Consider the following 13,791-nt stretch of genomic DNA (forward strand, 5'->3'; position numbering starts at 1 on the left):
CCCTCCCGGGCGAGCACGCGCAGGGCCCCGTCCCCCCTTTCGACCGCCTCCACCCGGACCGGGCGGCGCACGGGCAGCTCGTAGCGGCGCTCGTACTCGGCCAGGTAGCGCGCCACGTGCCGCGCTCCGGGGTACTCCCGACCCTCCTCCGCGGGCATCCACCAGCCCGGCAGCATGCTGTGCTCGGCCGGGGAGAACAGCCGAAGCGAGTTCCAGTACTCGGTCCAGGACCCGCCCGGCGCCTCACCCGCGTCCAGGACGGCGAAGTCGAGCCCGGCCCGCCGCAGGAAGTAACCCGCGGCGAGCCCGGCCTGTCCGCCGCCGACCACCACCACGTCGTGCACGTGCTCCGCGTCGTCCACGGTCCGTTCCCCCCTTCAGCGGTGCCGCGGCGACCGCCGCGCCCGCGTTCAGCAGACGCTGTCGCCCGGCTTGGGCACGCCCAGACCGAACAGGCCGCGCGCCCGCAGCCCCGCCCAGGTCCCGGCCAGGGCGAAGACCGCCCACAGCCACCCGTGCAGGCTGCCCGAACCGATCCCGGCCAGGTAGGCGCCGATGTTGCAGCCGCCCGCCAGGCGGGCGCCGATGCCCATGAGGACGCCTCCCAGGAGCCCGGCGGCGACCAGCTTCCAGCTCAGGCCGGTGTGCAGCTTCCACGCCCCGGCGGCGGCCGCGGCCGCCGCCGCGCCGAGGATGATGCCGATGTTGGTCAGGCTGGTCTTGTCCTGGAGCACCGGACCGGCGAGCTGCGCGGCCTGCCGGGGCTGGTTCCAGAACGCCCAGGTCTCGGGGTGCGCGCCCACTAGCTGGAGCGCCTTGGCGCCCCACAGGTTGAAGGCGGAGGTGACGCCCCAGGCCCCGCCTGAGACCAGCAGCACCGCCGCGCCGAGCACCGACAGCACCAGGGCACCCACGATCATGGGCCAGCTGCCCCGGACCACGCGCAGCAGGCCCCGCGCCGAGGGCGGCGTGCCCACGGGCGGCGGGACGCGGCGGTTCTGCACGACGCGGGTGCCCGCGACCACGGCCGCCAGCACGGCGATGGTGATCGCCCAGGAGCCGCCCCACCCGACGTGGTCGGAGAGCAGGAACGGCGGCAGCGCGGGCAGGCCGTCGACCAGCGGCCACGCGGCGCTGTAGATCACCGATCCCGCGATGAAGCCGACGAGGGTGATGACGATGGCCGACTGGCCGGAGCCGACCGCGAACAGCGTTCCCGAGGCGCAGGCGCCGCCCAGTTGCATGCCGACCCCGAACAGGAACGCGCCCAGGAACAGGGCGATGCCGATCGGTCCGGCCGAGGCCTGCGGGTCGTTGCCGAACAATCCGGTTCCGGTGCCGATGACCAGGGCGAACAGGGTCGCGGTGGTGCCCAGCAGTACGGCGTGCGCGCGCAGGCCGGTGCCGTTGCCCACGGCGAGGAACTGCCGCCAGGCGGAGGTGAAGCCGAACCGGGAGTGGAACAGGGTGAAGCCCAAACCCGTGCCCAGGAGCAGCAGGACGGCGGGCAGAGCGCCGTGGGTGTTCCACACGTGGGCGGCCAGGCCCGCGGCCACGGCCAGGGCGATGCCGAGCGGCCACCAGCGGACCGGTTCGGCCTCGGCCGCGCGGGGCTGGGGCACGGACAGGGCCGGGCGCCAGCCCGGGGACGGGGCGGACGGGACGGGCGCGGCGGCGGCGTCCGGTGCGGCGTCCGCGGGGGCGGGTTCGGCGGCGCCGGGAGGCGCGGAGGGGTGAGTGGTCACGGAGGAGCTGTCCAAACGGTGACGGAGCGGGTGCCGGCCGTGGCCGAACGGGGACGGGGACACCGGTACCGCGGGGACGCCGGGCGCGGAGGAGACCGCGCGCGGTAAAGGGGACGGGGCCCGGTCAGCGCACGCCGTCGCGGCACCGGCGGCGACAGAGTCCGTCGTCGGTGCTCGTCAGCGACATGGAGATGAGCACCATGCGCAGGAAGCGGGCTTTATCGGACACGGGGCTCATTGTAGGACAAAGTCCAGCGGGCGTGAGGAGACCGTGACGAAGCGCACGGATACGCGCCGGTTCGGGAAGCGGGGCGCGTCGTCCAGCAGCCGGTGACGCGTACCGGCGTGTGGAGGGGGATCGTGCGGAATCTGCGTCGGATGTGAGGAATCCACCGTTCTACGTCTTTCCTGGTGGGCGGGGGGACAGGGGTCCTGCTGCCGGGCGGCCGCGGCGGGCAGTCGGGCGGGTCCGTGTTTACCCGGAGCAGGACGGGTAGACAGGGGGTTGTGCACCTGCGCACCCCGCGGACCACGGGGGCGGCCTTCGCGGCCGTGAGGTCCCGGGGCACGGCGCGGGTGCTGGGTCGGGCGCCCACGGGGGTGAGCGCGCGGCCCGCGCCGGACCTCCGCTATCGGGGGATTCGAGAGGGTCCGGCGAGACGCGGAAGCTCCCGCGCGACCAGGTCGCGCGGGAGCTTTTCCCTTTCCGGAGGGCGGTTTGGCCGCCACGTGTTGTTGCACAGGGTTGCCGTATAACTACTCATGGTAAAAACTGGATGTGTTCCGCCGCCACGGCCCGTCCGCGGGCCTCCGCCCGAGAAGGAAGAACCCTCCCCGTGCCCATGAACCTGACGCGTGCCGCCCTCACCACGGCCGCCCTCCTGACCCTGGCCGGGCTGGCCGGTGCCCCCGTCCTGGCCGCCGAGGCCACCGCCGAGCCCACCGCTGAACCCAACACGGAGCCCTCCTGCGGCAGCCCCCTGGTGCTGTTCTCGCCCGGTGCGAGGGTCGAGGGCAGCAGTTGCTCGGTGGTGAGCACGGTCGATCAGGAGCTCCAGAGCCTCGGTCCGGGCGGCCTGCTGCCCACCATGCCCGGAACCGGCTGGTTCTGACGCCGGGCTCAGCCCTCCTCCGCGTGCCGGGGCACCACGACCACGGGCACCGGAGAACTGTGCATCACGCCCTGGCTGACCGACCCCAGCAGCACGCCGCGCACACCGCCCCGGCCGCGCGAGCCCACGACCACCAGGTCGGCCTCGGCGGCGGCCTCCACCAGCGCGTCCACCGGGTTGCGCTGGGTGCGCACGGCGGAGACGTCCACGGCGGCGGTGGCGTCGTCCATCACCTCGGCCAGCACGCCCGAGACGAGTTCCTCGGACTGGCGTTCCAGCAGTTCGTCGGGTGGCGTCCACCCCGATTCCGCGAGGGAGGCGGTGGCGAAGGGCAGCGGAACCTCCCAACTGTGCACCACCACGACCGAGGAGCCCTCCTGGAGCGCGGCCCGGTGCAGGGCGAAGTCCAGCGCGCGCCTGGAGTCCACCGAGCCGTCCACACCGACCGCGATCCGCAGCGGCCCCGAGAGCTTCGGCGGGCGTCCCTCGGCACCGGGGACGACGACCACCGGGCAGTGCGCCTTGGCGGCCAGCCGTATTCCAGCCGCGCCCGCCAGCACCGAGCGCACCGGACCCATGCCGCGCGAGCCCACGACCACCAGGTCCCCGTGGCCGGTGCGGTGCAGCAGTGCCAGCGGCGGTTCCTCCATCCCCAGCGCGGTCTCCACGCGCAGCCCCGGCCGCAGCGAGCGCACGTGCTCGGCGGCCTCCTCCAGGATGCGGCGGCCCTGGGCGGTCATCTCCTCCGTGGGGGGAAAGCGCCTGGGGCCCGCGTAGACCGACATCACGAGCGGCATGGACAGGGCGTGCACGACGTACAGGGGGAGCTGCCTGAGTTCGGCCTCCGCCGCGGCCCACTCCAGGGCTCCGCGCGCCGACGCCGATCCGTCGACGCCTACCGCGACCTTGGGTGAGGGGATCGGGTCATCGGGCATGGTTTCCTGCCTTCTCGTCGCGGGACGTGTTCTGCGGGAGGCGGATTCCTCCCACCGCAGAGCGTGCCCTACGGCGGGGGCCCGCACCCGCCGCGGCGGCGGTGTGGCGCGAAAAACGTCCGCCTCTCGGCGCGGTTCCCCTACCCGGGCCGCCCGCGCGGACGCACTCGTATGAGCCGTGGGGGATGGGTGATGCCGTGTGCCGGGTGGGATGTACACCGAGGCCAAGGGCGTTCTCCCGAGCTCCGCAGCGCCGCGCACGCGGAGGTGGACGGGTCTCCCCGGGCAGCGCGACAGGGGCGCCCGGCCCGCACTGGTGCCCCTGTCCGCATTCGGCCACGACCCCGCACACCCCCGGCGGGTACACCTCCGTGTGGAGGTGGTCATGTCAGGGAACTGCCCAGCGGGCCAGCACGACTGGCGATCCGGCCCCAACGGCACGGCCAGGTGCAGCAGATGCGGAGCGATCAGCTCGAAGAACTACTGACCACCGACCTCTCATGCCGGGGGGCGGCAGTCCACACAGTCCTCCCGGCACTCGCCGTAGTTCGTCATCGACATCGACTTGCACCGTGTGCACAGCAACCGCTTCCCGCCCGGCGGGTCGTGCCGCCACTGGTGGTGGCCCCGGCGGCAGATCCCGGACGGCTGGATACGGGTGCGGTCTGTGGAGGTCTCCATGGATGCTCACCGTAGCCGTGACGGGACAGGCGGGGAAGGCCAATCGGCCACACCCGCACTCAGCTCCTGCCCAAGCTCCGCCCTCCGGTACGGCCTCCTGGTCCAGAGTGTGGGCGAGTTCGTTGGTGATGGCGAAGTCGCGATAGCGGTTAGGAGGCAGCGGGGATGAGCGCCGCCGTGTGCTGTGTGAGGATGTACGCAGATGCCAAGAGCGCTCAGCATGCCCCGCGTGAAGGTTGCGGGGAGATAACGGCTCGCCTTTTCGCAGGTCGTTAAGCGTGAGCCCCGCGCACGCGGGGATGGACCGTAGGGTGACGCACTCCGAGAGAGCGTCACCCGGTGAGCCCCGCGCACGCGGGGATGGACCGGCCAGCCTCCCACCCGCCCGCGGGGCGCTCTGGTGAGCCCCGCGCACGCGGGGATGGACCGCCCCCGCCCACGACGCGACCACGGTGGTTGACGTGAGCCCCGCGCACGCGGGGATGGACCGAGGACGCTGACGTGGACACCTACCAGATCAGTGAGCCCCGCGCACGCGGGGATGGACCGCCCAAGTGGTCGGCGTCCATCCGCCACACACGGTGAGCCCCGCGCACGCGGGGATGGACCGCCGCCCTGGTGGGAGGGTGGACCGGTGACCCCGTGAGCCCCGCGCACGCGGGGATGGACCGTTCACCCCCCGGCGTCCGGTGACCCGTGCTCCGTGAGCCCCGCGCACGCGGGGATGGACCGCCGAGCACGCTGTAGCCCTGCTCACGCAGCCGGTGAGCCCCGCGCACGCGGGGATGGACCGTTGGCGACGGGAGTGCCGCCCTTGCGTGTTGCGTGAGCCCCGCGCACGCGGGGATGGACCTCCACGCCTCCATCTCGGCGAGGGTGATGCCGCGTGAGCCCCGCGCACGCGGGGATGGACCGATCCCCGAGGCGCAAACCATTCCGTCGTTCCGTGAGCCCCGCGCACGCGGGGATGGACCGTCCCTCTACGGCGGGCTGCGGTACCGTCTGAAGTGAGCCCCGCGCACGCGGGGATGGACCGGAACCGGCGGGGCGCCGCGTCGTCGGGGTGGAGTGAGCCCCGCGCACGCGGGGATGGACCGAAGCGCACCGACGACACCACCACCGGCGGCCAGTGAGCCCCGCGCACGCGGGGATGGACCGGGCGACGTGGCCGCCCCCGCCGCCGAGCTGTAGTGAGCCCCGCGCACGCGGGGATGGACCGTGCGGATCACTATCACCGCGGCCGGGAGCAACGTGAGCCCCGCGCACGCGGGGATGGACCGGAGACCACCGTGACCTCGACCGTGACGCCCCCGTGAGCCCCGCGCACGCGGGGATGGACCGATCGTCGACGGGCTCTCCCTCACGGAGAACTAGTGAGCCCCGCGCACGCGGGGATGGACCGGCACCCTGGTCGTCCTTGTGGCGGATGATCGGTGAGCCCCGCGCACGCGGGGATGGACCGCTGGCGTTCGACCCCAAGTTCGGCCGGTCCGTGTGAGCCCCGCGCACGCGGGGATGGACCGCGGACCGCAGCCCAGAAAGAGGATTTCATTTTGTGAGCCCCGCGCACGCGGGGATGGACCGCCCGTCCAGGACGGGGGGCGGCCAGGTGCGCGGTGAGCCCCGCGCACGCGGGGATGGACCGGCCGCCAAGCTCGCGGCCCGAACCAACGCCGCGTGAGCCCCGCGCACGCGGGGATGGACCGACCTTTTGGCGCCCGTCCTAGAGCGGTTCCGCGTGAGCCCCGCGCACGCGGGGATGGACCGCACGGGTTCGCGCGCATGGACGCTGAGATCGGGTGAGCCCCGCGCACGCGGGGATGGACCGGGGCACCGCGCGCTGGTGTCGCCGACGGGCACGTGAGCCCCGCGCACGCGGGGATGGACCGGGGGTGCCGGGGTGGCGTTCAACGCGGGCGCGGTGAGCCCCGCGCACGCGGGGATGGACCGCGCACGAACGCGCTCGGGCGGGCGGCCTCGGGGTGAGCCCCGCGCACGCGGGGATGGACCGGAGACATGATGCTCGCTCACAACACCATCAACGTGAGCCCCGCGCACGCGGGGATGGACCGCCGCTGGTGCACACGTTCGCGCGCAGCCCTTCGTGAGCCCCGCGCACGCGGGGATGGACCGCCATCGAGTGGGTGCGTGAGCGTCTGCCCGGGGTGAGCCCCGCGCACGCGGGGATGGACCGCCATCGAGTGGGTGCGTGAGCGTCTGCCCGGGGTGAGCCCCGCGCACGCGGGGATGGACCGGACCGCCTGTCCGAGCTCGGGTATGAGCTGCCGTGAGCCCCGCGCACGCGGGGATGGACCGGGGTCGCCGGTGCCGATGTAGATCCGGTGTCGGTGAGCCCCGCGCACGCGGGGATGGACCGGACACCCCATGGGCAAGCAGGACGAGACCGATGTGAGCCCCGCGCACGCGGGGATGGACCGTCTTGCCACAGGTCCTCTGTCATGACGATGGGGTGAGCCCCGCGCACGCGGGGATGGACCGGGTATGGGAAATCGCCCCTGAGAGAGCGCGTTGTGAGCCCCGCGCACGCGGGGATGGACCGGGTTGGTGTTCTCCGGGGTCTGCTCCAGCGCGGTGAGCCCCGCGCACGCGGGGATGGACCGGCCACCGGCAACCGCTCAGCGAGCGTCGCCGCGTGAGCCCCGCGCACGCGGGGATGGACCGGTCCCGACGACGTTCTCCCCGGACTCGTTCAGTGAGCCCCGCGCACGCGGGGATGGACCGGGGCAGGAACGTCCGGGCGACCTGGTGTTCCCGTGAGCCCCGCGCACGCGGGGATGGACCGAGGCCGCCATGCAGATGGCGCGCTTCGGCGAGGTGAGCCCCGCGCACGCGGGGATGGACCGGTCATCCGGTTCTGGTTCGGGGAGTGCTACGTGAGCCCCGCGCACGCGGGGATGGACCGCCGCTTTTCTTCACGGCGTGCTTGCGGCCGGGGTGAGCCCCGCGCACGCGGGGATGGACCGTCCTGGTTGCCGCGGATGCCTTCCAGCGGGCGGTGAGCCCCGCGCACGCGGGGATGGACCGCGGATCGTGTGGGTGTCGCCGGACGGCACTGAGTGAGCCCCGCGCACGCGGGGATGGACCGACACACCAGACACCGAGCGGACCGGGAACCACGTGAGCCCCGCGCACGCGGGGATGGACCGTCGACGGTGGCCTGCACCCCGTTCTCGGAGATGTGAGCCCCGCGCACGCGGGGATGGACCGGCCCCGGGGTAGCCGACCGGGGCCACCGTGTGGTGAGCCCCGCGCACGCGGGGATGGACCGGCCTCGTCGGCTCCCGCTCCGTCGTCGGCGCCGTGAGCCCCGCGCACGCGGGGATGGACCGCTGGCGCGGATGGACGCCACCGAGACCCTGCGGTGAGCCCCGCGCACGCGGGGATGGACCGGACGCCTTCGAGGCCAGCACCCTGAACGACCTGTGAGCCCCGCGCACGCGGGGATGGACCGCTTCCGTTCGCGGACGTCTTCGACGGGCAGGTGTGAGCCCCGCGCACGCGGGGATGGACCGGTGCGGGAGGACGTGCTCGCGCAGGAACGGGTGTGAGCCCCGCGCACGCGGGGATGGACCGCAGTAGACACCAGAACCAACCAGCACGTCGGCGTGAGCCCCGCGCACGCGGGGATGGACCGTAGCCGCCCGGGACGGCGTCCTCCGGCGCGTCGTGAGCCCCGCGCACGCGGGGATGGACCGATCTCCTTCTTCTTGCGGTTCGTGTGGGGTCTGTGAGCCCCGCGCACGCGGGGATGGACCGCAGCTCCACACGGTCCAGCTCCTTGCCTCGGGGTGAGCCCCGCGCACGCGGGGATGGACCGTTCCGCATGGGCGACGCAAGGTAAAGAGAAGGGTGAGCCCCGCGCACGCGGGGATGGACCGCGCGCCCTGGAGCACGCGGAGCAGGCGCCCGAGTGAGCCCCGCGCACGCGGGGATGGACCGGCGCGTGCCGTGTGCGGCTGCCCGCGTCCTCGGTGAGCCCCGCGCACGCGGGGATGGACCGAAGAGGACGTTGACCCGGGCCGGGGAGGTGCCGTGAGCCCCGCGCACGCGGGGATGGACCGGTTTTCCTCAGCTTGGGGTAGGCCATCTGTACGTGAGCCCCGCGCACGCGGGGATGGACCCGTCTTGGGAAACTCCCGCCTGGCGCGGCCGGGTCTCGGTACGCTCGCCGGGACGGTGGTGCCGAGACGCGAGAGGGCCTGTGGTGCGGGAGATCGAGACGAAGTACCGGGTGGCCGACCTCGAAGCGCTGCTGGCCGCGCTCAAACAGGCCGGGGTGTACATGAGCGACCCCGCCTACCAGGACGACCAGGCCTACGCCCCCGCCGGCTGGCGGCCGAAGCTGGGCCGGGTCGGCCACACCTTCGCCCGTGTGCGCACCCAGGACAGCGTGCACCTGCTGACCACGAAGACCCCGCTGGCCAACGCCATGGAGTGCGTGGAGTACGAGACCATCGTCGCCGACCGCGAGCAGATGCACGGGGCCCTGCTGGCGCTGGGCTACGAACCCACGGTGCGCATCGTCAAGCACCGTCGCACCGGCACCACAGGGCCCATCGGGGTGTGCGTGGACCTGGTCGAGGGCCTGGGCGCCTTCATCGAACTGGAACTGGTGGTCGATGACGACCGCGACGGCCTGGCCGCCCAGGCCGAACTCGACGCGTGGGCGCGAGGGCTCGACGTGGCCCTGGAACGCACCACCGACACCTACGACACCCTCGTGCGCGCCGCGACGGCCTGACGGCTTCGCCAGTCGTGCAGCACGGCTCCGATCCCTTCGAACCAGGCCTGCATGTCCGTGGCGGTATATGAGATGGAGTTGGACGGTGGTCCGTTGGTGCGCTAAACCGTCCGGATTTCGCAACCGTTCTCCAGGTCGGTTACAGCGGCACCTCGGCCACGGTCAGGTCCAGGTCGCGGACCATGACCTCGCTGAGCTGGCGCAACTGCGTCTCGGTCACCTTAGCCCCGCGCAAAGATGACAGGCCCGACAACCCGGACAGGTCGCTCGCCCGCAGGTCTGCACCGGCCAGGGATGTGCCCTGGAGGTCCACACCGAAGGCGCAGTCGTCGAAGACCGCCTTGCGCAGGTCGCATCCCTCGAAGGAGGCCTCTTTGAACGAGCAGCCCACGAACGCCACGTCACTCACGGCCCTGACCTGGGCCCAGGTGGCGTAGTCGAACTGGCAGCCCTCGAAGACCACGTCCCGCAGGGACACCCGCACCAGTGACACACCCATCAGCCTTGACGTGCGGAACCGGCACCGGTCGAGGGCGACGTCCACCAGACGGTGCGAGGACAGGTCCACCGACCGGAAGTCGGTGTTGGTGACCCTTTCCTCCTCCAGAGGGTTCGGGTGCGGCCAGGAGGCCACCGGGGCCTCGTCGTCGCTGGGCAGGAGTACTTTCGCGCCTCGAATTCGGGCTGTCTCCACGAAACCTTTCCCGTTCTACTTGCTCCAGTTGTCCCAGGTGGAACGGTTGTCCCAGGGGCCACCGTTCTTGTTGTCCCAGGTGTCGCGGTTGTCGAACCGCCCTACCGGGGTACTCGGCTGGAGTCGCCTGATCAGGTCGGCGACCTCACAGGATCGCTCAAGCACGGCCATGACACTGTTCATCGTTCACACTCCCATCCTCTCGCCCAGCGCGTGGGCGAGTTCGATCTTCGAATTGCGGCAGTAGGCGGTCTCGGTGACGGTGAAGTCCCCGTGCTCGAAGTACTTGTTCGAGGCTTGTCCTCCCTGGCAGAACGCGAAGAACTCGCACTCCTGACGGCACCGCCGTACGCCCTTGGTGTACTCGCGCACATAGGAGGTATCGGTGGCGCGGTTGAGGATGGCGGCCAAAGTCTCGTCCAGGACGTTGCCGATGACGAAGTCGCCGTAGCGGTCGTCCTTGACCCCGAGCAGTTCCGGGGAGAGCACGACCACGTCGCCGTTGGTCCCCACGGTCGGGATCGGGTCGTGGAGGACTGCGTCCCACCGGTCCTTGCGTCCGGCACGCGCGTCAGCCAGGTAGCCCAGGAGCCGGTCGGCCTCGCGCACACGCAGAGGGCTCCCGGTGTCGAGGCGGTCGAACATCTTCCGCCAGAAGAAGCGCACGAGTTCGGAAGGGATGGTCTGCCGGTCGTCGTTGGCGCCTTCGAGTTCCTCGATGTTGAAGCCGACACCGGTGGCGCCCAGATCCTCGAAGAAGTCCAGCAGAGGCTCGGGCTGTGTGACGGTCTGCGCGGTGAGCACGCAGATGGCGGAGAAGGCGATGCCGTGGGTGCGTAGCCGGGAGATGCCGCGCATCGCCCGGTCGAAGGACGGCTTGCCACCCCAGTCGGTGCGTGATCGGTTGGCCGCCTGTGGGCCGTCGATGCTCACGCCCACACGGAAGCCGTAGCGGTGGAAGAGGCCGCACCAGGCGCCATCGATGAGGGTGGCGTTGGTCTGGACGAAGTGACGGACTCTGCCCTGGTGGCGAAGGGGCTCGAACGGCTCCAGGAGAGCGCGGAAGCGGTCGCGTCGGGTGGTCAGGGGCTCACCACCGTGCCAGACCACGTCCACCACGTCCCCGCCCTGGTCGGCGATCCCCCGCGCGAGGGCTTCGGTGACCGGGACGGGCATCTCCAGACGGGTCTTGCGCTCAGCGGCGGGCAGATAGCAGTAGGAGCAGTTGAGGTTGCACAGTGTGTTCGGCTGGAGGATCAGCGACTGGAAGCGGGGGGCCAACACGACCTCTTCTGTGTCCTGGTCACGCTGGTGAGGAACACGTCGAGATGTGGCCCGTCCCGGGGTGCTGGTGATCGGCATGGGGTGACCGTAAGGCGCGAACGCCTCACGGTTTCGCAGCCGTCGGAGGGTAAAAGACCCTCAGGAATCTGCGGGTCGGCTCAGACCACTCCGGCTCTGCGAGCCAAGGGGCGCAGCTCGGGGGTGGAGCGACGGTGTTCCCGACGCAGCAGTTCGGTCAGGACGCCTGCGGTCCCCTGGTGGTAGCGGATGAGCTCGGGGGCCAGGTGTTCGGCGTCCAGGAGGGTGTGGACCGCTGCGGCGTCCTGGCGGCGCTGTGTGTAGGCCCGGGCCAGGTCCAAACTGACCTGGGCGCGTCGGCTGATCAGCCCGGCGGGGAGTGCGCTGACGTCGAGGTTCTCCCCCACTTCCACCGCGGTACGTGCGTCACCGATCGCTATGGCGGTGCTGATGGTGTGGATGGCGACGTTGGTCCTGCCGAACGCCGTCCCGTGCAGGTTGCGGTCTCCGTCGAGGCTTTCGGCCGCGCGGTGGGCTTGGCGGAGCAGGCGCGGCACGGCTACCCGGTCGAACTCCGCGGCGGCGGCCACGGCCGCCGCCAGGTGCAGTCCGCCGTAGACGCTCAGTTCCTCAGGGTTTCCGGGTCTCATCCGGCGTTCGAGCGTGCCCGCCGCGCCCATCGCCAGCTCTGCCGCTTCGGCGGGGCGTCCGCGTGAGATGAACATATACGCCATCCGATAAGCGGCCACGGCGGTCAACAGGGGCTGATCGGCCCATGCGGCGGCTGACATGGCGCGGTCTGCGGCCTGCCAGGCCAGGTCTTTCTCTCCCACTTTGCGTAGCAGGGCGGCCGTGGTGTTGTAGACCATGGCTCTGGCCGCGCACGCCGCAGGACGATCGGCCCCGGGGCTGTGCGCGGCGTCCTCCGCGTCCCGGATCAATCGGGGCAGGCGTCGTCCGACCTCGTCGTAACGGGCCGCCTGGTAGGCGGCATAGGTGCGGTGGGCCTGGGCGAACAGCACGTCCGGGTCGACCCGGAGTTCGGCTCGTGCCTCGGCGATGATGGTCTCCAGCGTGGAGTAGCGCATCATGGCCCGCTCGATCGTGCGGGCGGCGTCGTAGCGCATATCGGTGACCGCCTCGGATTCGGTACCGGTTCCGGTTAGTTCGGTGAGGTCCAGCCGGAGCACGCGCGACAAACGGTTCAGGACCTCGTGTGAGTCCACCGTGAGGATTCCGCGTTCGACCTGGGAGAGCCAGGATTCGGAGCGCCCCACGAGTCCGGCGAGCACGCTCTGGGAGTAGCCGCGTCTGCGGCGGGCGCGTTTGATCGTCTGGCCTCGGGTGGCGGGGTCCACGCTGTGCCTTTCGGTCAGAGGCTGATCACGGTGTCGAGGACGTGTCGCCAGGTGGGCATGCGGCGCTCGTAGGGCGCGTCGGGGTCGTACAGGACGGTGACCGCCTCCATCGCGCGCAGGGTCTCCAGGGACCGGGCGAAGGCGGGGTGGGAGGCGAGTTGGGGTTTGCAGTGGGGCACCACCACGGTGGGTACCCGGTAGCCGACCATCTCGCACAGCAGGGAGACCGCGAAGTTGTCCGCGATGCCCTGGGCGAACTTGTTGACGGTGTTGAAGGTCAGGGGGCAGGCCAGAACGGCGTCGGCGGGAGGAAGACTCTTGCCGGTTCCGGGCCTACGGAAGTCGACACGGACCGGCTCGCCGGTCAGCTCCTCCAACCGCTCCTGGTCGTGGAAGCGCATGCCCGCCGGGGTGGAGAGTGCCGTCACCCGCCAGTCCCGGGCCTGGAAGGCCTGCACGAGTTCGGCGGTCCCTTCGGGAGCAGTCGCCCCGGACACCACCAGATAGAGGGTTCGCGACATGGCCAGAGTCTAGAACGCGCCCGGTCCATGGACTGGGGGTCCATGGACCTTCGAATGCTGTTTGAGGGCATTCGGCAGGACGGTGGGACTCCGCTCTGTCCTGGGTTTGCTGCTAGACCACGGTCGGCCCGCCTTCAGAATCGTGTGTGCGGACCGGCTCGTGACGGCGTCAGGGGGTGGGGGTGGTTTCGTCCGGTTGGTTGAGGAGGGTGGCGATGTGTTCTTTGGGGTAGCGGCGTGCTCCGCCGGGGGTGCGGAAGGGTTTGAGGACGTTGTCCCATCGGCCTCGGTGGAGGCTGCGGGGTCGGATGTTGAACAGGGCGGCGACTTCGCTGGGTGTGAGGACGTCGGGTCGGCCGTCGAGGAGGTAGCGGTAGTCGGGCATGAGGGGCTTTCCGTGTCCGGTGTTGGGTGTGGTGGATCGGGTGGCCCCGCCTCCCCGGGGAAGGAGGAGGCGGGGCTTCGGGCTGGTGTTGAGGGCAACGGCCCGTCCGCACCGGCCCGGGGGACAGGTGGGTGGTGCGGAGCATGGAGCGGCTGGTCTGCCGGGGGGAACGGGCTACCAGGGGAAGACGGCGCGGACGGTGATCGCGCCGCAGGAGTGCTGTTTCCAGTCCCAGTAGGAGCACAGGGCCTCGACCAGGCGCAGGCCGTTGCCGCTGGGGCGCAGGGGTTCGGGGT

Annotated in this window: 12 protein-coding genes, 1 pseudogene and 1 CRISPR repeat array; of the genes and pseudogenes, 2 read left to right on the forward strand and 11 right to left on the reverse strand. The window is 71.6% G+C overall.

The window, feature by feature from the left end; genetic code table 11:
* The coding region (locus ABD54_RS21340; RefSeq protein WP_047871305.1) for an FAD-dependent oxidoreductase at window positions 1–362 on the reverse strand (362 nt) is incomplete at its 3' end.
* A gap of 48 nt (window positions 363–410) precedes the next feature.
* Complete coding sequence (locus ABD54_RS21345) at window positions 411–1,745, reverse strand: YeeE/YedE family protein (protein ID WP_047871306.1); 1,335 nt, start codon at window positions 1,743–1,745, stop codon at window positions 411–413.
* An 842-nt stretch (window positions 1,746–2,587) separates the two neighbouring features.
* Between ABD54_RS21345 and ABD54_RS21350 the strand changes: the two genes are divergently transcribed.
* The gene (locus ABD54_RS21350; protein ID WP_047871307.1) at window positions 2,588–2,857 is read left to right on the forward strand and encodes a hypothetical protein; all 270 of its coding nucleotides are present in this window, start codon (window positions 2,588–2,590) and stop codon (window positions 2,855–2,857) included.
* A gap of 8 nt (window positions 2,858–2,865) precedes the next feature.
* Here ABD54_RS21350 and ABD54_RS21355 read toward each other — a convergent pair whose 3' ends face one another.
* Both ABD54_RS21355 and ABD54_RS27510 read right to left on the reverse strand, forming a co-directional pair.
* Window positions 2,866–3,792 (reverse strand): universal stress protein, encoded by a 927-nt coding sequence (locus ABD54_RS21355; RefSeq protein ID WP_047871308.1) that lies wholly within the window; start codon window positions 3,790–3,792, stop codon window positions 2,866–2,868.
* Window positions 3,793–4,290: 498 nt separating this feature from the next.
* A complete protein-coding gene (locus ABD54_RS27510; protein ID WP_082166933.1) occupies window positions 4,291–4,473 on the reverse strand; it encodes a hypothetical protein in 183 nt (60 codons plus the stop codon).
* A 278-nt stretch (window positions 4,474–4,751) separates the two neighbouring features.
* A CRISPR array of direct repeats spans window positions 4,752–8,616; the repeat unit is 29 nt; unit sequence GTGAGCCCCGCGCACGCGGGGATGGACCG.
* A gap of 82 nt (window positions 8,617–8,698) precedes the next feature.
* Here ABD54_RS27510 and ABD54_RS21360 point away from each other — a divergent pair.
* The gene (locus ABD54_RS21360; RefSeq protein WP_047871315.1) at window positions 8,699–9,235 is read left to right on the forward strand and encodes a class IV adenylate cyclase; all 537 of its coding nucleotides are present in this window, start codon (window positions 8,699–8,701) and stop codon (window positions 9,233–9,235) included.
* Between the two features lie 139 nt (window positions 9,236–9,374).
* Here the strand turns inward: ABD54_RS21360 and ABD54_RS21365 are convergent, their stop codons facing one another.
* The 7 genes and pseudogenes from ABD54_RS21365 to ABD54_RS29550 all read right to left on the reverse strand — a co-directional run.
* Window positions 9,375–9,929 carry a pentapeptide repeat-containing protein gene (locus ABD54_RS21365; protein ID WP_047871309.1) on the reverse strand — a complete coding sequence of 185 codons (555 nt, stop codon included), beginning with the start codon at window positions 9,927–9,929 and terminating at the stop codon, window positions 9,375–9,377.
* Between the two features lie 15 nt (window positions 9,930–9,944).
* Window positions 9,945–10,100, reverse strand: a complete 156-nt coding sequence (amcA, locus tag ABD54_RS28640) for a multiple cyclophane-containing RiPP AmcA (protein WP_200904167.1) — start codon at window positions 10,098–10,100, stop codon at window positions 9,945–9,947.
* 15 nt (window positions 10,101–10,115) lie between these two features.
* Entirely contained in the window at window positions 10,116–11,213 is a 1,098-nt protein-coding gene (gene amcB, locus ABD54_RS21370) for a cyclophane-forming radical SAM peptide maturase AmcB (RefSeq protein ID WP_047871310.1), read from the reverse strand.
* 158 nt (window positions 11,214–11,371) lie between these two features.
* Window positions 11,372–12,589, reverse strand: a complete 1,218-nt coding sequence (locus ABD54_RS21375; RefSeq protein ID WP_047871311.1) for a helix-turn-helix domain-containing protein — start codon at window positions 12,587–12,589, stop codon at window positions 11,372–11,374.
* 14 nt (window positions 12,590–12,603) lie between these two features.
* Window positions 12,604–13,110, reverse strand: coding sequence for a flavoprotein (locus ABD54_RS21380; protein WP_047871312.1), 507 nt, complete (start codon window positions 13,108–13,110; stop codon window positions 12,604–12,606).
* A 169-nt stretch (window positions 13,111–13,279) separates the two neighbouring features.
* A complete protein-coding gene (locus tag ABD54_RS21385; RefSeq protein WP_047871313.1) occupies window positions 13,280–13,495 on the reverse strand; it encodes a helix-turn-helix domain-containing protein in 216 nt (71 codons plus the stop codon).
* A gap of 174 nt (window positions 13,496–13,669) precedes the next feature.
* Window positions 13,670–13,791 (reverse strand): annotated as a pseudogene (locus ABD54_RS29550) (ATP-binding protein); the annotation flags it as partial.

The sequence above is a fragment of the Nocardiopsis sp. RV163 genome, assembly GCF_001029525.1.
GTDB classification, from domain to species: domain Bacteria; phylum Actinomycetota; class Actinomycetes; order Streptosporangiales; family Streptosporangiaceae; genus Nocardiopsis; species Nocardiopsis dassonvillei.

Excerpts from the sequence above, each read along its gene's own strand:
- ABD54_RS21350 (WP_047871307.1), top strand. The coding sequence starts at position 2,588 with ATGAACCTGACGCGTGCCGCCCTCACCACGGCCGCCCTCCTGACCCTG.
- ABD54_RS21355 (WP_047871308.1), bottom strand. The coding sequence starts at position 3,792 with ATGCCCGATGACCCGATCCCCTCACCCAAGGTCGCGGTAGGCGTCGAC.
- ABD54_RS27510 (WP_082166933.1), bottom strand. The coding sequence starts at position 4,473 with ATGGAGACCTCCACAGACCGCACCCGTATCCAGCCGTCCGGGATCTGC.
- amcA (WP_200904167.1), bottom strand. The coding sequence starts at position 10,100 with ATGGCCGTGCTTGAGCGATCCTGTGAGGTCGCCGACCTGATCAGGCGA.
- ABD54_RS21380 (WP_047871312.1), bottom strand. The coding sequence starts at position 13,110 with ATGTCGCGAACCCTCTATCTGGTGGTGTCCGGGGCGACTGCTCCCGAA.
- ABD54_RS21385 (WP_047871313.1), bottom strand. The coding sequence starts at position 13,495 with ATGCCCGACTACCGCTACCTCCTCGACGGCCGACCCGACGTCCTCACA.